The sequence below is a fragment of the Actinoplanes sandaracinus genome (genome assembly GCF_030009775.1).
Classification (GTDB): Bacteria; Actinomycetota; Actinomycetes; order Mycobacteriales; family Micromonosporaceae; genus Actinoplanes; species Actinoplanes sandaracinus.
Genome location: NZ_JASCTH010000043.1, coordinates 56,146 through 77,359, shown reverse-complemented (window position 1 = coordinate 77,359; position 21,214 = coordinate 56,146). Strand labels below are relative to the sequence as shown.

23 protein-coding genes, 1 tRNA gene and 1 other RNA gene are annotated in these 21,214 nt (G+C 68.6%); 16 read left to right on the top strand and 9 right to left on the bottom strand.

Annotation, left to right across the window (positions count from 1 at the left end):
- Positions 1–321 precede the first annotated feature (321 nt).
- A complete protein-coding gene (locus QLQ12_RS42865) occupies positions 322–906 on the bottom strand; it encodes an Rv3235 family protein (RefSeq protein WP_282766812.1) in 585 nt (194 codons plus the stop codon).
- Between the two features lie 124 nt (positions 907–1,030).
- The gene (locus QLQ12_RS42860; protein ID WP_282766808.1) at positions 1,031–1,261 is read right to left on the bottom strand and encodes a helix-turn-helix transcriptional regulator; all 231 of its coding nucleotides are present in this window, start codon (positions 1,259–1,261) and stop codon (positions 1,031–1,033) included.
- A gap of 197 nt (positions 1,262–1,458) precedes the next feature.
- On the opposite strand from QLQ12_RS42860, the gene QLQ12_RS42855 reads away from it, so the two are divergent.
- Complete coding sequence (locus QLQ12_RS42855; protein ID WP_282766811.1) at positions 1,459–1,938, top strand: DUF6912 family protein; 480 nt, start codon at positions 1,459–1,461, stop codon at positions 1,936–1,938.
- Here the strand turns inward: QLQ12_RS42855 and QLQ12_RS42850 are convergent.
- Positions 1,890–3,011 carry a hypothetical protein gene (locus QLQ12_RS42850; protein ID WP_282766807.1) on the bottom strand — a complete coding sequence of 374 codons (1,122 nt, stop codon included), beginning with the start codon at positions 3,009–3,011 and terminating at the stop codon, positions 1,890–1,892. The genes QLQ12_RS42855 and QLQ12_RS42850 overlap by 49 nt on opposite strands.
- Before the next feature lie 359 nt (positions 3,012–3,370).
- Between QLQ12_RS42850 and QLQ12_RS42845 the strand changes: the two genes are divergently transcribed.
- The 9 genes from QLQ12_RS42845 (at position 3,371) to QLQ12_RS42805 (ending at position 10,656) form a co-directional block, all read left to right on the top strand.
- Complete coding sequence (locus tag QLQ12_RS42845) at positions 3,371–3,886, top strand: PadR family transcriptional regulator (RefSeq protein ID WP_282766806.1); 516 nt, start codon at positions 3,371–3,373, stop codon at positions 3,884–3,886.
- Between the two features lie 50 nt (positions 3,887–3,936).
- Complete coding sequence (prfB, locus tag QLQ12_RS42840) at positions 3,937–5,049, top strand: peptide chain release factor 2 (protein ID WP_282766805.1); 1,113 nt, start codon at positions 3,937–3,939, stop codon at positions 5,047–5,049.
- 140 nt (positions 5,050–5,189) lie between these two features.
- Positions 5,190–5,870, top strand: a complete 681-nt coding sequence (gene ftsE / locus QLQ12_RS42835; RefSeq protein ID WP_196414913.1) for a cell division ATP-binding protein FtsE — start codon at positions 5,190–5,192, stop codon at positions 5,868–5,870.
- A 66-nt stretch (positions 5,871–5,936) separates the two neighbouring features.
- The gene (ftsX, locus tag QLQ12_RS42830; protein ID WP_282766804.1) at positions 5,937–6,812 is read left to right on the top strand and encodes a permease-like cell division protein FtsX; all 876 of its coding nucleotides are present in this window, start codon (positions 5,937–5,939) and stop codon (positions 6,810–6,812) included.
- Between the two features lie 120 nt (positions 6,813–6,932).
- Positions 6,933–8,174 (top strand): M23 family metallopeptidase, encoded by a 1,242-nt coding sequence (locus QLQ12_RS42825; RefSeq protein ID WP_282766803.1) that lies wholly within the window; start codon positions 6,933–6,935, stop codon positions 8,172–8,174.
- A 52-nt stretch (positions 8,175–8,226) separates the two neighbouring features.
- Positions 8,227–8,703: an SsrA-binding protein SmpB gene (gene smpB, locus QLQ12_RS42820; protein ID WP_282766802.1), complete on the top strand. Its 477-nt coding sequence runs from the start codon at positions 8,227–8,229 to the stop codon at positions 8,701–8,703.
- 133 nt (positions 8,704–8,836) lie between these two features.
- Complete coding sequence (locus QLQ12_RS42815) at positions 8,837–9,502, top strand: cellulose binding domain-containing protein (RefSeq protein WP_282766801.1); 666 nt, start codon at positions 8,837–8,839, stop codon at positions 9,500–9,502.
- A gap of 25 nt (positions 9,503–9,527) precedes the next feature.
- Positions 9,528–9,909: a transfer-messenger RNA gene (gene ssrA / locus QLQ12_RS42810) on the top strand.
- Between the two features lie 234 nt (positions 9,910–10,143).
- On the top strand, positions 10,144–10,656 hold the full coding sequence (locus QLQ12_RS42805) for a hypothetical protein (protein ID WP_282766800.1): 513 nt from the start codon (positions 10,144–10,146) through the stop codon (positions 10,654–10,656).
- Between the two features lie 298 nt (positions 10,657–10,954).
- Here the strand turns inward: QLQ12_RS42805 and QLQ12_RS42800 are convergent, their stop codons facing one another.
- Both QLQ12_RS42800 and QLQ12_RS42795 read right to left on the bottom strand, forming a co-directional pair.
- Positions 10,955–11,185, bottom strand: a complete 231-nt coding sequence (locus tag QLQ12_RS42800) for a type II toxin-antitoxin system HicA family toxin (protein WP_282766799.1) — start codon at positions 11,183–11,185, stop codon at positions 10,955–10,957.
- Positions 11,182–11,394 carry a type II toxin-antitoxin system HicB family antitoxin gene (locus tag QLQ12_RS42795; protein WP_282766798.1) on the bottom strand — a complete coding sequence of 71 codons (213 nt, stop codon included), beginning with the start codon at positions 11,392–11,394 and terminating at the stop codon, positions 11,182–11,184. The genes QLQ12_RS42800 and QLQ12_RS42795 overlap by 4 nt, the downstream gene beginning before the upstream one ends.
- 154 nt (positions 11,395–11,548) lie before the next feature.
- Here QLQ12_RS42795 and QLQ12_RS42790 point away from each other — a divergent pair, with 154 nt between their 5' ends.
- Together QLQ12_RS42790 and QLQ12_RS47285 are read left to right on the top strand one after the other, a co-directional pair.
- The gene (locus QLQ12_RS42790; RefSeq protein ID WP_282766797.1) at positions 11,549–12,184 is read left to right on the top strand and encodes a hypothetical protein; all 636 of its coding nucleotides are present in this window, start codon (positions 11,549–11,551) and stop codon (positions 12,182–12,184) included.
- A gap of 145 nt (positions 12,185–12,329) precedes the next feature.
- Positions 12,330–12,542, top strand: a complete 213-nt coding sequence (locus tag QLQ12_RS47285) for a helix-turn-helix domain-containing protein (protein WP_407651704.1) — start codon at positions 12,330–12,332, stop codon at positions 12,540–12,542.
- Positions 12,543–13,209: 667 nt separating this feature from the next.
- Here the strand turns inward: QLQ12_RS47285 and QLQ12_RS42785 are convergent.
- From QLQ12_RS42785 to QLQ12_RS42775, 3 genes are all read right to left on the bottom strand, one after another.
- Positions 13,210–13,968, bottom strand: coding sequence for an endonuclease/exonuclease/phosphatase family protein (locus tag QLQ12_RS42785; protein WP_282766796.1), 759 nt, complete (start codon positions 13,966–13,968; stop codon positions 13,210–13,212).
- Positions 13,969–14,685: 717 nt separating this feature from the next.
- Positions 14,686–15,060: a type II toxin-antitoxin system VapC family toxin gene (locus QLQ12_RS42780; RefSeq protein ID WP_282766795.1), complete on the bottom strand. Its 375-nt coding sequence runs from the start codon at positions 15,058–15,060 to the stop codon at positions 14,686–14,688.
- Complete coding sequence (locus QLQ12_RS42775) at positions 15,057–15,308, bottom strand: type II toxin-antitoxin system Phd/YefM family antitoxin (RefSeq protein ID WP_282766794.1); 252 nt, start codon at positions 15,306–15,308, stop codon at positions 15,057–15,059. Before QLQ12_RS42775 ends, QLQ12_RS42780 begins: the two co-directional genes overlap by 4 nt.
- Before the next feature lie 473 nt (positions 15,309–15,781).
- On the opposite strand from QLQ12_RS42775, the gene QLQ12_RS42770 reads away from it, so the two are divergent.
- On the top strand, positions 15,782–18,157 hold the full coding sequence (locus tag QLQ12_RS42770; RefSeq protein WP_282766793.1) for a carboxypeptidase regulatory-like domain-containing protein: 2,376 nt from the start codon (positions 15,782–15,784) through the stop codon (positions 18,155–18,157).
- A 108-nt stretch (positions 18,158–18,265) separates the two neighbouring features.
- Here the strand turns inward: QLQ12_RS42770 and QLQ12_RS42765 are convergent, their stop codons facing one another.
- Positions 18,266–19,072: an S-methyl-5'-thioadenosine phosphorylase gene (locus QLQ12_RS42765; protein ID WP_282766792.1), complete on the bottom strand. Its 807-nt coding sequence runs from the start codon at positions 19,070–19,072 to the stop codon at positions 18,266–18,268.
- Between the two features lie 122 nt (positions 19,073–19,194).
- Between QLQ12_RS42765 and QLQ12_RS42760 the strand changes: the two genes are divergently transcribed.
- The 3 genes from QLQ12_RS42760 (at position 19,195) to QLQ12_RS42750 (ending at position 20,865) form a co-directional block, all read left to right on the top strand.
- Positions 19,195–19,743 (top strand): YqgE/AlgH family protein, encoded by a 549-nt coding sequence (locus tag QLQ12_RS42760; protein ID WP_282766810.1) that lies wholly within the window; start codon positions 19,195–19,197, stop codon positions 19,741–19,743.
- Positions 19,744–19,836: 93 nt separating this feature from the next.
- Positions 19,837–19,909: transfer RNA gene (locus tag QLQ12_RS42755), tRNA-Ala, on the top strand.
- Positions 19,910–20,181: 272 nt separating this feature from the next.
- Complete coding sequence (locus tag QLQ12_RS42750) at positions 20,182–20,865, top strand: aggregation-promoting factor C-terminal-like domain-containing protein (protein ID WP_282766791.1); 684 nt, start codon at positions 20,182–20,184, stop codon at positions 20,863–20,865.
- Positions 20,866–21,214: the final 349 nt, after the last annotated feature.

Below are 21,214 nucleotides of genomic sequence, written 5' to 3'. Positions count from 1 at the left end.
TCTCGGGCGATGGGTCTCGGGCGATGGGTCTCGGGCGATGGGTCTCGGGCGATGGGTCTCGGGCGATGGGTCTCGGGCGATGGGTCTCGGGCGATGGGTCTCGGGCGATGGGTCTCGGGCGATGGGTCTCGGGCGATCGGTCCCAGGCGACCGGTCTCGGGTGATCGATTCCGGACGACCGATCATGGGGCGACCGGCTCTGGGGATCGGTCTCAGACGACCGGTCCCAGCCGACCGGGTTGCTGGTGATCGGTCCTGGGCGACCGGTTCTAAGCAGTCGCCGTGATCGGGCTCAGGTGGGCGGCCCGCCTCGGGCGGGTCTCAGATGATCAGCAGGGTGGTGGCGGCCCAGGTCTGCTGGTGCAGCTCCAGACGGAAGGCGATCGCCCACGTCCGCTCGCCGGTGACCAGCGTGACCGCTGCCTCGACCGCGCCCACCCGGGGCTCGCAGATCTTGAGACCCAGCACGGCCACCGGCGCCGCCCGCCGTTGCTGCCCCGCCCCTGGCCGGCGCGTCGCCCGCTGCTCGGCGGCCCGTCGCAGGTCGGCGGCCCGCCGGGCGCCGGCCAGCCCCTGCGCCACCACATCGGCCGCGCCGGCCGGCAGTGACAGCCGGCGAAGGTGGGCGGCCGGCCGGAATCCGTTGAGGACCTCGACGCAGAGACGCACGAATCGCCGGACCGCCAGCTTCGCGTCACCGGACGCTCCGGCAGCGACCGGTGGGGACTCCACGGGTGGGACGGGCGCCGGACGGCTGTTGGCCGGCCACTCCAGCGCCAGTTGCCGTGACGGGGCCCAGACCTGCGGCGCAGACTCGTCGTCGAAGGGGGGTTCAAACCGGGGAACCGGGCGCAGGCGGATCGCCGGCCGGGACCCGGCGGGTGCAATCTCGACCGTAGACCGCATCGCCACCGCCAATCCTTGCGTTTGCCTCCGTTTGCTTTCGATAGCTTCGAGTCTTGCTCACTTGCCTCCGCCGCGGCAAGCAGCGGTCATCGATCCGGGAAGAGGCGCAAAAGCCGCCGGACGGTCAATCCGTCTCACGGTCGGACAGCGGGTTGTCGCGAACCCAGGCAGCGGTCTCCGCGTACTTCTCGGCGATGTATTCCTCCAGCTTGGTGCGCTCGACGCGCCACTGGCCGCGGCCACCGATCTTGATAGCCGACAGCTCGCCGCTGCGGACCAGGTGATAGACCTGCGAGTCCGACACGTTGAGCTCGGCGGCCACGTCGGACAGCAGTAGGAAACGGGACTCCGGCATGGGATCCTCCTGTCGACAGCCTCAGTTTGCCACCGTTTGCCGTCAGGTACCTACGCCGGACCCGCACCGTCACGATCCGGAGACGCCTGGTGGAATGGGACGTTCCCCGGCCGGTTCGACGGTGTACTGTCCGGGACCGCAGAACGCGCCGCGTGCAGGAGGAAGACGTGCCGATCACCGATCTGGTCCGGGTTTACATGCCGGCCACGCTGCCGATGCTCACGGCACTGCGGGCGGACGGGCAGTTCGGCGCTCAGGCGACGATCGCGCACGCGGTGACGCCCGCTCTGCGCGAGTGGTATGCCGAGGGCGACGAGGAGGAACTCGAGTACGTCGCCTTCACCCGGGCCGCCCAGGGCGCCCTGCAACTGCTGCGCCACGACCCGTCCGCGCCGCGCCGCCGGGTCGTGCTCTCGGCCGACGTGCCCGCCGCGAGCCTGGTGCGCGAGGACACCGAGCTGGGGTCGAGCACCGTCCGCCTACCGCAGGCGGTGCGGCTCGCCGAGGTGGCGAGCATCCACGTCGACGGCGCCGACGCGATGGAGGCGGTCGAGGCCGCCGCCGGCGTGATCGAGGAGGCTCTGGCCGGCGACCCGGACGCGCAGTTCACCGTCGACAGCGCCGAGGATCACGAGTTGGAGTGGTACGCGGTCTCCGAGCTGGACGAGCTGCTCTGAGGCTCGTCCTCTTCGTCCTTCGAAGCGGACGGGTCCTTCGAAGCGGACGGGTCCTTCGAGACGGACGGGTCCTTTGAGGCGGACGGCGCCGGCGCGGGGGACTCTCCGGCGGGGGCGTCGTCCTCGTCCCGGGCGGGGGAGAGGGTCCGGCCGACCGCGACGATCGCGGTGAAGGCCCCGGCGAAGACGACGATCAGCCCGTTGTTCAGCCGGGCCGAGCTCAGCATCTGCTGCACCGCCAGCTCCAGGTCGCTCACCTTGCCGGCGAGTTCCAGGACTCGCGAGCCCGCGGTGCGCGACAGCACCTCGGCGATCACGAGCAGCAGGCCGGGGCCGGCGCCGGCCAGCGCGTACATCGGCCAGCGCACGTCCGTCGCCCGGTCCGGAGCGCCGTCCGCCGGCGCGGAGGCCCCGTCGTGGGCGTCGCCGGCGCCACGCCGGGCCCGGCGCAGCATCAGGTAGGAGACGATCCCGGCCACCAGCCCGCCGAGCGCGGCCTGGCTGTAGGTGAACCACTGTGCCGCGTCGGCTGAGGACTCGGTGTCACCGGCTCCGAAGGCGCTGAGCAGGGGCTCCTGGAAGAGATTGAGGACGAACCCGATCAGGAAGACCCCGATCGCGGCCGAGGCGATCGCCGCGACGACGCGAGGGATGCGGAGGCCGGCCAGCGCGCCGCCGATGGTCGCGGCGGCCGCCACGGTGCCACCGACGACCGCGTAGATCGTGCCGGCCGTGTTGATCGTGATGATCGGTAGAGCGCTGAGCAGGCCGACCACCAGGCCCGATCCGGTGGCGACGGCGAACCGGGCGGTGGACCCGAGCTGCCGGCGGCCGCTGATCAGGGTGAGCGTCAGGAGGGCCACCGCCGCGCCCGCGACCAGGTCGGCGGAGACGGCGCCGGGCAGAGCGTACGCAGTGGAGGTCACCTCCATCGCGGCGTCCGCGCGGCCGGTGATGGTGGCGCGAGCCGACCACAGCATCGCGGCGGTCCAGCCAACGGCGGCCACCGCGAGCAGCGCCACGGTGAGCCGGGACTCCTCAACGGTCTCCGGGGCGGTCTGGCGGTCTGTCATGGGGGCCAGGGTAACCGCAGCGCCCGGGCGCGCCCGACTCGCCGCCCGCGCCGGGCGCCCGGATCACCGCCCGTGAGGGCGTTCGGGCCGTCGGTCGCTTGGCGCTATTTGCACATGAGCCGATTGTCTGGTTTTGCGTGGCGAATCGCGGGGTTTCGCGCATTTCCTGCCCGCAACGCGCCGTCTGACCGATTGCCTGCGCCATATTACCTGGTCAAGCTAGTTTTTCGGGGTGAAACGCCAGATCCGCACGCTCGTTGTCGGACTGTCTGTGCGGGACAGTCGTTTGTGGAGGCGCAAACTGGACGGATCGGGCTAAATCCTGGACGCCGACGCGACAAAGTGGCAGCTTAGAAGGCATGCCCGACTTCCAAATCAATCCGACGGCGGCTGCTTTGCTCGGCCTCCTCCACGAGGGGGCCATGACCGGCGGTCAGCTGATGGCGGCTGCCGAACGCCGCCTCGGGCCCTACTGGTCGATGACTCGGAGCCAGGTCTACCGCGAACTGCCCGTACTGGCCGAAATGGGGTACGTCCGTCTCGGTAAGCCGGGCCCTCGATCCAGTCAGCCCTACGCCATCACCGCGTCCGGGAAGCGCGCCTTCGGACGGTGGCTCACCGAGTCTCCGGGCCGGGACGCGCTGCGTAACCCGGTCGCTCTCCGGGTCGCCTTCGGCCAGCAGCACTCCGGCGACCAGCTGCAGCTTCTCTACACGACCGCGAACCAGTACCACTCCGAAGCCATGGCCATGGCGAAGGAACAGGCGAAGGAGGCCAAGAAGAACGGTGACCCGTTCGGCGCGGCGGCGCTGGAGTTCGCGGTCGCCTATCACAAGGCCGCCCTAACCTGGCTCAAGGCAGCTCCGACGAGTTGAACGGACCGCCCCGGCCAGCATTCTGGCCGGGCGGCGTAGTCTTGAGTGTCGTGAGCGCTGCCGACTTTCCCGAGCAACTGAAGTCCCTCGACGCGACCCTGCGCAACATCGAGAACGTCCTGGACGTCGACAAGCTGCGCCGGGACAAGGCGGACCTTGAAGAACAGGCCTCCGCGCCCGACCTCTGGGACGACCAGGCCCGTGCCCAGGAGGTCAACAGCCGCCTGGCGTACATCTCGGGTGAGATCTCCAAGCTGGAGCGGCTGCGCTCTCGGCTCGACGACGCGGGCCTGCTCCTGGAGATGGCCGAGGCCGAAGGAGACTCCGACTCGGTCGCCGAGGTCGGTGACGAGCTCGTCACGCTGGCCAAGGCGATCGAGGAGATGGAGGTCCGCACCCTCCTCTCCGGCGAGTACGACGCCCGGGAAGCCCTCGTGGCGGTCCGCGCCGGCGCCGGTGGGGTGGACGCCGCCGACTTCGCCGAGATGCTGATGCGGATGTACCTGCGCTGGGCCGAGCGGCACGGCTATCCGACCGAGGTCTACGAGACGTCGTACGCGGAGGAGGCCGGCCTCAAATCCGCCACCTTCACGGTCAAGGTGCCCTACGCCTACGGCACCCTCAGCGTCGAGTCCGGCACCCACCGTCTGGTGCGGATCAGCCCGTTCGACAACCAGGGCCGCAGGCAGACCAGCTTCGCCAGTGTCGAGGTGATGCCGGTGGTCGAGCAGACCGACCACATCGAGATCCCGGAAAGCGATTACCGCACCGACGTCTATCGCTCGTCCGGCCCCGGTGGGCAGAGCGTCAACACCACCGACTCGGCCGTCCGGCTGACCCATATCCCCACCGGCATCGTGGTGACGTGTCAGAACGAGAAGTCACAGCTGCAGAACAAGGCGTCCGCGATGCGCGTGCTCCAGGCCCGTCTGCTGGAGCGGACGCGCCAGGAGGAGCAGGCCAAGATGGCCGGCCTCAAGCAGGACACCACCGGATCGTGGGGTGACCAGATGCGTTCGTATGTCCTGCACCCGTACCAAATGGTGAAAGACCTGCGCACCGAGTTCGAGGTCGGTAACCCTTCGTCGGTCTTCGACGGCGACGTGGACGGGTTCATCGAGGCGGGCATCAAGTGGCGCAAGCAGAATCAGATCACGGCCTGACGGGTTCGGTGACCGAGCGCTACCCTGCCTGAGCGGTGTGTCAGGCGGGTGGCGCTCGAAGAGGCTGTTACCGCAGCTCGTGAATATTCCCGGCCCCGGCGGGCTTGGCGTTTTCGTTACACCGCGTAGACTCCAGTCCCGTGATTCAGCTCGAGAACGTGACGAAGACGTATCCGAAGGCGTCTCGGCCGTCGTTGGACAATGTCAGCGTCGGGATCGAGAAGGGTGAGTTCGTCTTCTTCATCGGCCCCTCCGGTTCCGGCAAGTCGACGATCATCAAGCTGCTCCTGCACGAGGTCGCGCCGACCCGCGGCAAGGTGGTCGTCAACGCCAAGGACGTGACCACGCTGCGGTCGTGGAAGGTTCCGCACTTCCGCCGGTCCATCGGCTGCGTGTTCCAGGACTTCCGTCTGCTGCCCAACCGCACGGCGTACGAGAACGTGGCCTTCGCTCTCGAAGTGATCGGCAAGACCAAGGCGGTCGCCCGCCGGGTCGTCCCCGAGGTGCTCGAGCTGGTCGGTCTCGGCGGTAAGGAGCACCGGTACCCGCACGAGCTCTCCGGTGGTGAGCAGCAGCGTGTCGCGGTGGCCCGGGCTTTCGTCAACCGCCCGCTGATTCTGCTGGCCGACGAGCCGACCGGTAACCTGGACCCGGACACCTCGATCGAGATCATGCGGCTGCTGGACCGGATCAACCGGACCGGCACGACCGTCGTGATGGTCACGCACGACTCCAACATCGTCAACCAGATGCGCCGCCGGGTCATCGAGATCGAAAGCGGACGGATCGTCCGTGACCAGGCGCGCGGTGTCTACGGTTAGGCCCGGCTCCGCCCACGTACCGAAACCTGAAGCAGTGACACGCGGAGTGCCGGAAGGATCCCCCCGATGCGCGTGAAGTACGTACTCAACGAGGTCCTGGTGGGCCTGTGGCGGAACGTCACGATGACGATCGCCATGATCATCACCATGTCGGTCTCGTTGAGCATGCTGGGCGCCAGTGTGCTTCTGTACATGCAGGTCGACCTGATGAAGGAGGCCTACTACGGGAACATCCAGGTCTCGATCTTCATGACCGACAAGGTCACGGACGGCGAGAAGGAGGCCATCGGCCAGGCGATCTCTAACAGCCCTCTCGTCACCGAGAAGACCTACGAGAGCAAGGCGGACGCGCTCAAGCGATTCCAGAAGCTCTGGGCGGACTCGCCCGACTTCGTGAACGCGATCAACGCGGACAGCCTGCCCGAGTCGTACCGGGTGAAGCTCTCGGACCCGGAGAAATACGACGAGTTCGCCAAGACGATTCAGGGTATGCCCGGGATCCGGCAGATCATCGACCAGAGCGACACGCTGGAGAAGGTCTTCGAGATCTTCAACGCGATCCAGTTGTCCTCGCTCGTGGTCGCCAGCTTCATGGCGGTGGCGGCCTTGCTGCTGGTCGGAAATACCATTCAAGTGGCCGCCTACAGCAAGCGACGTGAGGTCGCGGTCATGAAACTCGTCGGCGCCTCGAACTGGTTCATCCAGGCACCCTTCGTCCTGGAGGCGGTGGTCGCCGGCCTGATCGGCGCCATCCTGGGCTCGATCTTCCTCTTCGTGGCGAAGGTCGTCCTGCTGGACAACAAGCTCCAGGCGCTCACCACCATCCTCACCCCCATGCCGGACAGCAACGTCCTTCTGATGGTGCCGTTGCTCGCCGGTGTCGGTGCACTGGTCAGCGCGGCCACCGCGTGGATCACGCTGCGCTTCTACCTCAAGGTCTGACGCTCTGGGGCTTATGCCCACCCGTTCGTGTTCTGTCCGATGGCCGCAGCCCTGTCCAGGGTTGCGGCCATCGGGCGATTTGAGGCTTTGCTGGCGGTTAGTCGGGGTAGCGTGGCCCCCGTGAGGTTCCGCCGACCTGATCGCCTGATCGCCGCCTTGCTCTGCCTCCTCGGCATCGCGGGACTCGTCCTGGCCGGGCCCAGCCCCGCCGCGGCGGACCCCGGCGACGACGCCTCCCGCGCCGTCCGCCGTGCCGAGGCGCTCCTGGAGAACGCCAGCGCCGCCGCCCGCGCCGCCGCGAGCAAGCTCGCCCGCGCCACCGCCTCCCTGCCGGCCGCCCAGAACCGGGTCGCCACCACGCGCGGCATCGTCGTCGCCACCCGGGTTCAGGCGCACGTCGCCCGGCGGCAGGCCGACACCGTCCGCGGTGAGTATCAGCGTGTCGCCGACAACTACACCGCCGCCTCCGGGCGGCTCGAGGAGGCCCGCGCCCGGGTGGAGGAGATCGCCCAGGTCAGCTACATGGGCAGCAACCTCGACCGGTTCAACATGCTGATCGACGCCACCGGGCCGCAGGACCTGATGGACCGGATCGGGATCGTCGAACACCTCATGACACAGGAGCAGGAGGCGGTCCGTACCCTCTTCGGAGCCCGGCGGGAGGCCCGCATCGCGCGGGACCGGGCCGGAGCCGCGAAACGCGCCGCCGAGGCCGCCGAGCGTGCCGCGGCGGACAAGTACCACGCCGCACAGACCGCCCAGGCCGCCGCGCTCCAGGCCCGACAGGCGCTGCAGCACCTGATGCTGGCCCGGCAGACCGCGCTGCGGGCCGCCGAGGCCCAGCGCTCCACCGTCCTCGCCCAGTACCGGGCCGCCCTGCGGGCCGAACGCCGGGTCCGCACGGCCATGCGCGGCTGGGAGAACCGCGACGGCGTCGGCAGCCACTATCCCGGCGGCCGGCTGCTGATGCCGGTGCATGGATGGAAGACCAGCGACTACGGCAACCGCTACGACCCCTACTACCGGGTGTGGCAATTACACGCCGGCACCGACTTCGCGGCCGGATCGGGCAGCCCGATCCGCGCCGCCGCCTCCGGCCGCGTCATCCAGGCGGGCTGGAACGGCGGTTACGGTCAGTACACCTGCATCAACCACGGGCGGCTCGGCGGGTCCGGGTTCACCACCTGCTACGCCCACCAGTCCCGCATGCACGTCCACGTCGGCGAGTACGTGCGCCGCGGCGAGGTGATCGGCCGGGTCGGCAGCACCGGCGCCTCCACCGGAGCGCACCTGCACTTCGAGACCAGGTTCGGTGGCGCGCCCCGGAATCCGCTGAATTACCTGCCCGGCTGTCTCTGCTGAGGCCCGGGTACTCTTCTGCGTCGGGATCACTAGACAGGGGAGGTGCGCGGTCATGCCACGCGAACAGGGCCGCAAGGTCGTCGCCTCCAACCGTAAGGCGTACCACGACTACACCATCCTGGACACGTACGAAGCCGGCATGGTCCTCACCGGCACCGAGGTGAAGTCGCTGCGCGCCGGGCGCGCCTCGCTGGTCGACGCGTTCGGCCACGAGAACAACGGCGAGATCTACCTGCACGGGATGCACATCCCGGAGTACACGCAGGGAACCTGGACCAACCACGAACCCCGCCGCGTGCGCAAACTGCTGCTGCACCGCGAGGAGATCCACAAGGTGCTCGGCAAGCTGCGCGACGACGGCGTCACGCTGGTCCCGCTCTCGGTCTTCTTCCTCAACGGGTACGCGAAGGTCGAGATCGGCGTCGCCAAGGGCAAGAAGAGCTTCGACAAGCGACAGGACATGGCAGCCAAGGACGCTCAGCGGGAGATCAACCGGGCGATGGGCCGACGTGCGAAGGGCATGGGCTGACGGGTATTCTCGCCCGCCGGTCCACCCCGATCGGCCGTTCGCCGATCGACTGCCCCGCTGAGCCGTCCGCCGTCCCTGATTCCGGCGCCGTCCGCCGTCGCTGATCTTCCGTCGTCCGAGGGAGCACCACCCGTTGGCGAAGCACGCTGCCCGTCAGTTCATCCTGGCCCGACTCGTTTTCAGCTCCGCCGCCGCGGTCCTCGTCGCGCTCGTCGGCTGGATCGCCGTGCGCGTGGGCGGGGAACCCGGCGGCGCCGGCGACCCGCTCATGGTCCAGCCGCCCGCGGCGCTCCAGGTGGCCGGGGGAGCACTGCCCGCTCCTTCGACCGAGTCGGCCTCACTGACGGCCTCACCGTCGGCGCCGGTGTCCGCTTCGGCGTCGCCCACACCGTCGCGGTCCGCCTCGGCCAAACCGGCGCCATCGAAGAGCGCCAGCCGCACGCCCAGCGCGGCTCCATCGCGGACCAGCCCTTCGCCGACTGCCGGCCCGCTGGCGGTCACCTACTCCAACAGCGCCTCTTGGCGGGACGGCTTCATCGCCGCGGTCAAGGTCGTCAACAACGGCTCGGCCGCCAGCGAGTGGAGCGTCACCCTGACCTACCCGTCCAGTGCTGACTTCGAGGTCCGCGCCACCTGGAACGCGGCGGTCAGCGCCAGCGGCGACTCCGTCACCCTCAGCGGCAAGTCACTGGACCCCGGTTCGTCGATCACCGCTGGATTCCAGGTCACCAAGGCCGGCGGCGACGTCGTGAAGCCGGTCACCTGTTCCATCGGTGGCGGCTCCTGCCTGATGAGCTAAGATTGCGGGGCTGTGACACAGACATGGGGGTGACTGGTTTCGACTTCGTGCGTGGAGACAGGGGAAGCGAGCCGAGGAAGCCGACGTCGTCTCGAGAATCGGTCGTCGGAAACTTATAAGCGCCAACTCTAAGTTTGACGCTGACCAGTACGCTCTCGCCGCCTGAGGCAAGTAGCGTGGTCTGTCGGTCTGGGAGCGCCTCCGTCCCAGCTGCCGGCATCAGCTAGGAGGCTGGCCAACCGGTCCCGGTCACGGGGACCGCGCGGTGAGATTAATCAGTGACTGGGCCCGTCATCCGAACTTGCTCACGTGAGTCGGAGGGCCGAGTAGAGGCATAGTGAGCTGCGCTCGGAGAAGCCCTGACAAAACAACGAAGGACCCGGGTTCGATTCCCGGCACCTCCACGGCATTGCGGCCCCCTGTTCGCGGAAAGCGCGAACCGGGGGCCGTTTCGGTTTTCTGCTCCGGGGGCCGAGCCCCCGGAAACCGCATCACGGCGGTCACTGTCAGCGGGCCGGACTGAGAATGCCGGAGACCTCGTGACCTAGCGATGACGAGGCGGCATGACTTGACCGACGTGCAGGAGGGCGGGGTGCACTGAGTTCGCGCGGTGCTAGCCGGCCCCTACCTGGAGCGCTGCCGTGGAGATTCTGTTGGACCAAATCGTCGACCTCGGCTACGGGCGGATGCATTTCGCCGTCCCGGAGGTCGGCTTCGTCGCCGGGGAGAAAGCTTTCCGGGGGCTGACCAACGGGATATGCGGTGCCGCGGTGCCGGGGTTTCTGCTGCTGGGTACCGGGCTGAGGCACGGGGATGTGGGCCTGCGGTTCGAGCTGCACGACGCCGAGCCCGCCCTGGACGACGAGTGGGAGGACGTCGTCGAGGTGTCGTGGGCGTCGATCGCGCCGAATCTGCTGGTGCGGGGTCCGGACGACGTCGACCCGGAGCCGGTCGCGCTGCCGCGCGGCGACTACCGGGTGCGGTTCTGCGGCGTCGGCATGCAGGAGGGGTTCGACGAGGAGTCCAGCGACGGCGAGCCGCCGTTGGACCGGTACCTTCTCGCTTTCTGGCCGGCCCCGGCGGCGGGGGATCGCATCGTGCGGACCACCAGTGCCGTCGCGGCCCGCCACCACCGGACGTTCCGTAACTCCTGAGGCTGTCCCCGGCGCGGTGGACGCGCCGGGGACAGCCGTGAGGCTCTAGTTGGCGATCCGTACGTAGAACTTGTCACCAGTGAGCAGCCGCTGGCCGTGGTCGTCGAATGCCTCCGCATCGAACGCGGTCGGCTCGCCCGGCCCGGAATGTGTGACGTCCATCAGGTCACCTATGCGGGGACGGGGTTTCCGCTGGTGCGACGAGTACCGTGGGCGGCTGGCCTCTGTGGGGACGGAACTCCCAGGCGCGGGCCGGCGATCGGGCCGGGGTACCGGCAATAGGCCAAGTGCTTGAGTCTTACCGCAAGCGCTGGAGAAACTCGGCTGTGGTCAGGCCAGCCTGCCGAAGGATCGAGGCGAGCGTTCCACGTTTGACCGTAGAGTGCTGAGGGACCACTGCGACCCGGCCGTTCGGATGTTGGTAGACGGCGTGACTGCCTTTGGCGCGGACGTGGACGTGGACGAACCCTGCCCGGGTGAGGGCGTCTACTACCTTGCGGAGAGGGAGATCAGCCAGAGCCGGGCTCATGCGGCCGAGGCGACCTGGAACGCGGTCACGAACGGCGTTGCCTCGATCTGGGGCTGAGAGACCTGCTCCAAGTAGAGCTCCACCGCTTCGCGGAGATTCGCCAAAGCCTCATCCAATGACTCGCCTTGACTAGCCACGTCAAGTTCCAGGCACCGGGCAACGAACCAGTCTTCTTCCTGGTGCACCGCGGCGGTCAGTGTTCGGGTCATCAAGGTCTCCCGCATGGTGAGCTCAGGGTCTTCATTCTAGGCGGTTGTCGAGGTGTCCAGCTGTCCGAGCGTGCCGCGTAGGCGCTTCGCCGCTCGGAGTTCCTCGCGTCGATCCGGCATCATGTGCAACGCAGTCGGGAGCGAGGATTCACACATGGCCAAGAACGCAACTGTCTACGACTGGACGAGCCCGGAAGGTCATCGGCTGTCCATCGCCGTCGAGCCGGCGCGCGTGAGCTGGCGAACCTGGGTCGCTGGCCGGGGTGCGGTGAACCCTGCTGAGCCGGAGTTCACCGAGCAGACGACGGTCCGTTCCCTAGAGCTCATCGATGGTCGCTACGTGCTCAACGCCGGCCCGGATCGGCAGGGCGACCGGGACTGGACGTGGGCTGGCGAACAGATTGCGCATGGTGTGGTGCCGGGCACTGAGCACGTATTTGAGCCGCCAGGCAAGCGAACGTCGAATGCCGCGAACAACACGAGTAAATGGTCGTGGATCTTTATGGATGTCTACGACCTTGCGCCAGGTGGTGTCGCTTGGGCGCCCTTCGAGAGCGAGTCCCCCTTCTACGGTCGGGCGCGTCACATCGCCGCGGAGGCGCGAGCCTGGCTTGACGCGGCCCGTCCGGAGTGGCGGGATGAATCCAGGCGTCTTGGCCTAGAGGCAGACTTAGTCAGCCAACGTGAGGGCGTTTCTCGAGCTCAGGCAACCATTCGAGAGCTCCGGGCGGCGGTTGCTGAATCACGACGCCGCATGACGGTACTGCGCGCAATGCGCTCGAATGCGTAGCCGAGGCTAAGGGGCAGCGCAGCTCCGGGCGAGTCACGGTCACTATGAGCCGGCCGTTACTCATCCCGAGGGGGGCCGTTTCGGGTTTCTGCTCCGGGGCGGGGGTGCGCCGGCCGGCGCACCTGAGCCGCACGCCTTCGGCGCCGTGTTCCGGTTGCTGGCGGAGATGCGTGGCTTGCCGTTCCAGGATGTGGCCAGGCGGACCGGGCGAGCAGCGTCGACGATCAGGAGGCTTGGCGCCGGAGCGCTGGTCCCCGAGCGGGCGCTGATAGAACAGCTGGCCCGAGCTTTGGGCCTTCCGGCATCGGATCTGGCCGTGATCGACGGACTGGATCCGGCCGATCCCGGACGGGCATGAGGTCCGCGCGGCCGGTCCACCCGGTGAGAGCCGTCCGCAGCGGCTGAGCTCGCTCGCCGAGGCTCGAGTAAGCAATCAGCAGCTCCACGAGAGGGCCTACTTGAACCCGCGACAGTGGGAGATAGTTCGCTCGAAGCGGCGGCACCGATGGTGCCGCCGCTTTCGATTCTCGCCTCGTTGACAGCGACAACACCAGGTCCGACAGCTCGTCGGCTGCTACATACGGCCCGGCCTCGTCGGCGTCGCAGTAGACCTTGGCGAAGAACGACTGTTGGAGTACGCGCCGCCCGCGCTGCCCAGCACGGCGGTGAAGCTCCTACTGGTCGGCGAGTAGGCAGAGCATCGTCTCGCCGGCCGCATCGAGCCGCGGAGTCTCCGAGTGGTCGAGCTGCCGGGACAACCGATGCCGTCCGCATTGCGGAGGTCGCGCTTGGTGATCGCTCCGTCGATGCTGTTGCGGTGCAGTCGGGGCCGGGCGTAGACGAGCACGTAGTGGTCACACCCCAGGATGCCGGCGGCGCATCAGGTCTCATCGATGATGCGCCCGCCCGGGCCAGGAACGCGATCCGGCGCTGAACGCCCGCACCGGCGGCGGCCGCGCCCGGTCTCGGACACATCCACGACCTTCCGTCTCACTCGACGGCTGGCCGGCAATGGCCGTCCCGCATTACAGCCATGCTGATCCGAGGTAGATCCGGTGGTCACTGATCGCGGTGTAGAGCGTGTCTCCAGTCTCACCGGTGAAGTGAGGGGAGGTGAAGATGTAGTCGATCTTCCGGCCGCCGTACGGATTGAATGTGATCTCGTTGTCGATGTGGTCGGCATCGGTGAAGTAGGCCTTGAAGCGCGCGATGCCCGGCTGGTCGAGGAAGGAGTTGTAGTCGCCCGCCGAGAGGATCGGCCCGGACTTGGCACGCAACCACTCGTACAGCGAGTCGAGGTCATCCTCGTTGAGGGCGGGGTTCGGAGCGTTGTGGACGCTCGAGGCGAAGAGCTTCTTGCCTTTCACCTTGGCGTACATCCCGACCGAGTAGCGACCCGAGGGCAAGACCTTGATGTGCTTGGATCCGATCTTGGCTCCCTTCACGATGACCGCGAGGCCGTAGTTTTTGCCGTGCCGCTTGTCGTGGTCGTCGCAGCTCCCGAGCGATTTGGTGGTGACAAAGGCCGAGGAGTAGCCCTTCGGAAGCCGGTCCATGATGTAGCGGTACTGGGAGTAGCAGATCTCCTGCAGAGAGGTCACGTCGATGGACCGGCTCGTGATCTGCTTGAGCGTGTATGCAGCCGGCGGCATGGCGCCTTTATTGCACATCACTCCGCAGAGGTTGAATGCCATGGAATTGACCGGGGTCTTCGACGACGCGTGGGCGGCTGTGGGTGTCAACAGCACCGCCAACGCGGACAGCAGAACGAGGATACGACGCACGATGAGACCCTCCGCAGTTGCGCTTCTTGAGCGCTTTCTCAACCAGCCGACCAAGCAACACCGCTGGATCTGTACGCACGACGTCGAGGCAGGGGAGGCCCTCGAAGGGCCTCGTCCCCGTCTCGCCGTTCCGCTGCGGCGCCGGCGGCATTGCCGGCGTCCATCGGGTCTGCCGCTGCTATCGGTCGCCTGTCCGGCCGCTTGAGTCGCGCTCCGCCACTGCTACCGCGGCGCCCCGAACTGATCCTTCCCGGCAACGGATAGGTTTGCGTCGATGGCGTTGCCGACTTCGACCTGCCACTGTGGATTCAGGGTGGGCAGGGGCGGCAGCGTCGGGGCCGGGAGTGCATCGCCTTCGACCGGCGTCTGAGAACCAACGGCGGCCACCCCGACTGCGCGCGGGTTCCACGTCTCCGCTCGCTATGCCACGATGCTGCGCGGGGCCCTCCAGCAGCGTTTCGACCGTGTGTCGCGCGCCCCACGGGTCGGATCCGGTGCATCTCGCGCGGCGAAAGGCGGCCTGGCCCTGCTCACCGAGGTGCTGGCCAGGAGCTGGCGGCCGCCGGGATCACCCGTGAGCGCGGTCGCCCCGGGGAAATCGCCCCGGCAATGACCGGCAACGAGGGCATCGACCCGCACACGGTGACCCGTCCCGGTATCCCGGCGGGAGACCCCCGCATCACGGTGGGTGCGGCAGGTGGTTGCGCTTCGGGCGTGTCAGACGGGTAGGACGGATACGTCGTATTTCTGGATGTGCGCGTCGCGAGTGACCAGGGTCAAGTGCTCGACCTGGGCCTGGGCGATGAGCATCCGATCGAACGGGTCTCGGTGGATGAGCGGAAGCCGTCCCGCGACGATGCCGTGCTCGGCGGTGATGGCCAGGTGCCGGAAGCCGCTGTCGCGGATGCGTTCAGCGAGATCGGTCGGCTCGTCGATCTTGCCGAGCGACTGTTTGACGGCTACTTCCCAGATCGTCGCCGGGCTGATGTAGACGTCCGGTTCATGGTCGAGCCGATGCTTGACCTCGGCAGCGAGCGTGGGGTCGTCCGTGAGCCACCACAGCACGACGTGGGTGTCGAGGAGCAGGCTCATGCGAGGCCGAAATCCTGCGCGATCGCGTCGTTCACCGCAGGGGAGTCCCAGTCATCGGCCACGACTAGCTGGCCGGCCAGGGTGCCTCGGCCGGTCCTGTTGACGCGGTGATTGAGCGGAATGACCTTGGCGACGGGCGTGCCGGCCCGGCTGATGATGATCTCTTCGCCGTGCTCGACGCGGTCGATGATCCGCGAGAGGTTCGTCTTCGCCTCGTGGATGTTGAACTGTGCGGCTGCTTCGGACATGGCGGCCTCCTTAGCTAAGAGGTTAGTCCGGCGCTGGCTGGTGGGCGAGAACTCGTTGCCGAAAGCCGCTTGCTGTCTTCAGCGGTGTTACGGCTGACGTTGACGGTGCTGGTCGATCAGTTTCCGTCAGGGTCACTGAAGAAGCGCCAACCGTTGGTCTCCGGGGGCCGAGCCCCCGGAAGCTCCGCATCACGGCGGTTGCGGTGGATGGTTGTTTGCGGCTTATACCTACTACTACTTGTCAGTGCGGCTTACACCCGCCTGTGGGTCTGGTGGGATGGCTGGTGGTGGGCTGTCGACCAGTGTCGTGGCTGGTTGCGGTGAGGTTGGCGTTTCTCGGCTTTTTGGGCGGCGGGCTTGATATGGTCTCGGGTTCCGCGAGGTGATGGGGCTGCTCTATGCTGCGGCCCGTGTGGCGACGGTGATCGATGTTGGCCGGGCTTGCCAGCTTGGCTCCTACTGGGGGACTTTCCTTGATCCAATCGTTTCTTCTTCGCCTCGGCGGGGCGGTCGCCGCAGGGCTGCTGATGGTCGCAGTGATCGTCGCCCCCGCATCGGCTGCCGAGGCCGGGAACGTTGCCGGCGTTCACACGAACCACGCGGGCGAGCCGATCGCTGAAGCGTGGGTGGCGGCCTGGTCAGCCGTGGACGGCAGCTACCTCGGCGGCTCGTCGACTGACGCGGCCGGTCACTACAGCCTGACCGGTGTGCCGGCCGGGGGCGTGAGACTGTCGTTCCAGACCGAGTCGCTGATCCAGTGGGCGCCCGGCCTGCTCGTCCAGGACGACGCCCGGGTCTACCAGGTGCCTGCCGCCGGGACGCTCACCGTCGACGAGCGGCGGCGGCCCACCGGCGTCATCTCCGGGGTGTTGACCGGCTCGGCCGGCGCGCCCGCCGCGTGGGTGACGGTGGATACGCACGATCTGGCCGGTGGCACCCACGCCAACGCCTACACCGACGGCGCCGGCCGGTACACGATGACCGTCTGGGCCGGCGACCACCATGTCGGCTTCGGGTCGGCCGCCGCCAAGCAGTGGGCGCCGCAGGTGGTCACCGAGGAGAAAGCCGGCAAGATCGCGGTCGCTCCGGGCGCGACCGTGCGGGTCGATGAGCGCCTCCTGCCGACCGGAACGGTGCGTGGCCTGCTGACCGGCGTCGACGGCAGCCCGCTGGCCGGCGCCGACGTCCGGCTGTACGCGGGCGGCAACCTGATCACCACCAGCTCCACCGGCGACGAGGGGACCTACGCGTTCACCGTCCTGCCGGGGGACTACACCGTGTCGTTCCTGCCCGAGCCCAACCGCCAGGAGCAGTACGTTCCCGGAGTCCTCGACAAGGCGAAGGCGAAGGCGCACACCGTCGCGGCGGGCCAGACGGTCGCCGCGGACGACACGGTGCTGAAGCCCTCGACCGTGCTGGGCCGGCTGGCCGGCGCCGACGGCGCCCCGAAGACGGGCTTCCAGGTCTTCGTCATGTCGACCGACGAGCAGCACGGTTACAGTGCCAAGACCGGAGCCGGCGGCAGCTGGCAGGTGGACGGTGTCCATCCCGGCGACTACCGCGTCTCGTTCACCAACGCGTCCGGGTCGCGCGTCCAGTGGGCGCGGGGCAAGAACACCTCCGCCGACACCGAGATCTTCACCGTCGCCGGTGGGGCGTCCGTCACCGTGAACGACACCTGGCTGCCCGGTGCGACGCTGATCGTCAACGCGGTCGACGAGGTGACCGGTGAGCCGGTCAGTGAATTCTGCGCCCAGGTCGAGATCGGTATCAGCTTCGACGAGAGCTGCGCGAAGACAGGGACGGCCACGCTCCTCGATGTGGCCCCGGGCTCGGCCACGATCGACGTGGTGCCCGCGGGGAAGAGCTACTTCCTGCGGAAGGACGGCACCCCGGCCACCCTCGCCGCCGGCCAGACCGCCACGGCCACGGTGCGACTCGCCAAGGGCGGCAAGGTGTCCTTCTCCGCCTCCTCCGGCGCGACCGGCGCGGCGGTGGCGAAGACCTGCTTCCTGCTGCGCGCGATCGACCAGGGCGGCCTGCCCGACGAGGCCGGCAACTGCACCAACGCCAAGGGACAGGTGACCGGCCCCACCCTGGCGCCCGGCACCTACGCCGCGTTCGCCCTCGCGCCGGGCTCCTACGGCCACCAGTGGGTCGGAGCGTCGGGCGGCACCGGCGACCAGAAGGAGGCGGCCCGGATCGTGATCACGGCCGACACGACCGTGGCGGCCCCGAACGCGCGGCTCGACCCGGCCGGAACGATCACCGGTGTGGTGACCGGTGCGGACGGCGCTCCGATCGCGGACGCCGACGTCTCGTTCACCGCCTGGGGGTTCGGTCCCGGCCCGATCCACAGCGTGAACACCGACGAGCGCGGCAAGTACACGATCGGCCAGCTCGGCCCGTACGCGTGGCCGCTGTCGTTCACCGCGAACGGCTACCCGCGCCAGTGGTCGGGCAACGTCGGCGACCGCTCCGGCGCGGTGCGTGTCCCGGTCACCGCGGGCGCCACGGCGACGTACGACATGGCGCTGACCCGTGCCTCGTCGCTGTCGGGCAAAGTCACCGTGCCGGCCGGGCTCCCCGCGACCGGGTGGCGGTTCACCGTGATCAACGCGGTGACCGGCGACCAGGTGGCGGAGTTCGACAGCTACGGCCAGGGCCCCGACGGCACGTACACCCTCCCGGTGATCGGCGGTCAGCAGGTGAAGGTGCGGTGGCTGGCGATCGCCGACGGGAACGTGCTCAAGACGGGCTGGTTCGGCGGCGCGGCCGACCAGAATTCCGCGACCGGCGTGGACATCCCGGCGGCCGGGGTGAAGCGGCTCAACCTGACGCTGGACTGACAGGCGAGATGAACGAGGGGCCGGCGAGTGGATCTCGCCGGCCCCTCGCACGCTGTCGGGACGCCGCGGTGGAGCGAGACGGGCGTTCGGTACGGCCCGTACGACCGATCAGGGAAGTTCGAAAGGCAGTTTGATGCCCGCCAGGGCGTCCTTGCAGGAACAGGAGCGCTCCGCGGGAAGCTTGACCACCGCGTCGAGGAGCACGTCGCGGAGGCGGGCCGTGTTCTCGGCGAAGACCGCGAAGACCTCCTCCTGGGTGACGCCGTGCTCACCCTCCACACCCGCGTCCAGATCGGTGACCAGCGCGATCGCCGTGTAGCAGAGGGCCAGCTCGCGGGCCAGCACCGCTTCCGGGTGACCGGTCATGTTGACGATGGCGCCGCCGATCGAGGTGAGCCAGCGGGACTCGGCACGCGTCGAGAAACGCGGGCCCTCGACCACGACCATGGTGCCGCCGTCGACGGCTCCCACCCGCTCGGCGGAATCCAGCACCGCGGAGCGGCCCACCGGGCAGTACGGGTCGGCGAACGACACGTGCACCGCGCCCGTGTCGTAGAACGTCTGCTCACGGCCGCTCGTGCGGTCGATCAGCTGGTCGGGCACCACGAACGTGCCCGGGCCCAGCTCCGGCCGCAGGCCGCCGACCGCGCACGGCGCGATGATCTGGCGCACTCCCAGTGAACGCAGTGCCCACAGGTTGGCCCGGTAAGGAATCTTGTGCGGCGGGAACCGGTGGTCGCGGCCGTGCCTGGGCAGGAACGCCACCCGGCGTCCGCCCACCTCGGCCACGGTGATCCGATCTGACGGCGGGCCGAACGGTGTGTCGACCTCATGCTCGGTGGCGTTGTCGAGGAGCGCGTACAGCCCCGATCCGCCGATGACACCGATCTCTGCTGCCGTAGGTGGCGGGTTCATGTCCAGACCTTATCCGTGGCCGGAAAGCCAAGCTAATGTGCTGAGCATGGCTACGTCGAGTGGACGGCGGTAAACACGTGTTCGGTGAGCAGCAGCGGATCGGAGGCCGGTCGGTGGAGTCGATGACCGGTCAGCTGCTCGTCGCCACACCCACCCTCAAGGACCCCAACTTCGACCGTACGGTCGTGCTGCTGGTGGCCCACGAGACGGGCGGCGCGCTGGGAGTCGTGCTCAACCGCGCGACCGAGGTCCCGGTGGCCGAGGTTCTCGGCGCCTGGGGCGAACTGGCCGGAGATCCGGCGGTCCTGTTCGAGGGCGGCCCGGTGCAGCCCGAGTCGGCGATCTGCCTGGCCCGGACCAAACCGGAGGTGAAGAAGCGGCTGTCCGGTTTCCATCCGGTCAGCGGCGCGCTCGGCACCCTCGACCTCGCCGCCGACCCGGAGCGGCTGCGGGAGAGCGTCGCCGGCATCCGCGTCTTCGCCGGCTATTCCGGCTGGTCCGCGGGCCAACTGGAGGACGAGATCTCGGCCGGGTCCTGGTTCGTCTTCGACGCCCTCCCCGGCGACCCCTTCGTGGAGCGCCCCGACGACCTCTGGGCCATGGTGCTGCGCCGCCAGGGCGACATCCTCGCCGCGGTCGCCCACTTCCCCCCGGACGTCTCCCTGAACTGAGGGGGGTCCGGCGAGGGGTGGCTCTCGGGTTGTGTAGTATTTCCAGCGTGCCCGGGGGAAACGCCAGGACATGCAGGACGATTAGTGCAGCAAGGGGCTGTGGCGCAGCTGGTAGCGCACCACACTGGCAGTGTGGGGGTCAGGGGTTCGAGTCCCCTCAGCTCCACCCTTGAGAAATGCCCGGACTTCGGTCCGGGCTTTCTGCGTTTCTGTGCTCGTTACGCCGGACGGGCCGCGTGCCTCGGCGGCCGGCGGTCCACGGTGCACCGCGAACCCCTGTCTGGCGCTCCCCGAAGCGAAGCGGATGCCGGGGAGGGCCGTTGGCGCGCGCGATCGGTGGCGACGCCGATATGACGGGGCTCACAGCCGATACACAGTGGAGGACTGGACAGCGTTGTAACCGCCGAGGAAGATCCATGCCCGTTGGAGGGATTTTCGGTGAATCGACTTCGCGGTCTCAGCGCCCGTGCCGCCTCGGTCGCCCTGCTGCTCGCCGGCCTTGCCGGTGGCGTGCACCTGGGGCAGCAACAGACCGACCGGCGGCAGTCGGCTGTGCTCGCCGGCCAGGAGAAGGCGTCGACCGAACGGCTCCTGGCCCAGCGCCAGGCCGAGCACGCCGCCGCCCGAGCCGCCCGCGCCGAAGCCGAACAGGCGGCCGCCCGCAAGGCCACCGCTGTCGCGCAGACCGCGGCGGCTGATGCCCGCGCTCTGGAGACCGCACAGCGCAAGGTGGCAGCGGAGAAGAAGGCCGCCGCCAAACGGGCGGCGGCGACCGGACCGGTGCCCTACGCCGGCACGATCCCCGACGCGTGCGCCGACTTCAGTGGCAGCCGGGCCATCGGCTGCGCCCTGACGCTGAAAGCCGGGCTCGGGATCGGGCAGTTCTCCTGCCTGAACAAACTCTGGGACCACGAGAGCGGCTGGAACTACAAGGCCACCAACCGGAGCTCCGGCGCGTACGGCATCCCGCAGGCTTATCCCGGGAGCAAGATGGCGTCAGCCGGCTCGGACTGGAGGATCAGTCCGGCTACCCAGATCACCTGGGGTCTCGGCTACATCAAGGGCCGTTACTCGACGCCGTGCGGCGCCTGGTCCCACTTCCAGAGCGCCGGCTCCTACTAGGCGTCTGGTCCCGCTTCCCGAGCGCCGGCTCCTACTAGGCGTCTGGTCCCGCTTCCCGAGCGCCGGCTCCTACTAGGCGTCTGGTCCCGCTTCCCGAGCGCCGGCTCCTACTAGGCGTCTGGTCCCGCTTCCCGAGCGCCGGCTCCTACTAGGCGTCTGGTCCCGCTTCCCGAGCGCCGGCTCCTACTAGGCGTCTGGTCCCGCTTCCCGAGCGCCGGCTCCTACCAGGCGTCTGGTCCGCTTCCCGAGCGCGCTCCGGCCAGGCGTCTGGTCCCACCTCCGGAACGGCGCAGGCCGGAATGGATGAGCGGGCCGCCGCGCGTACCAGGAAAAGGGAGCCCGCCGCGCG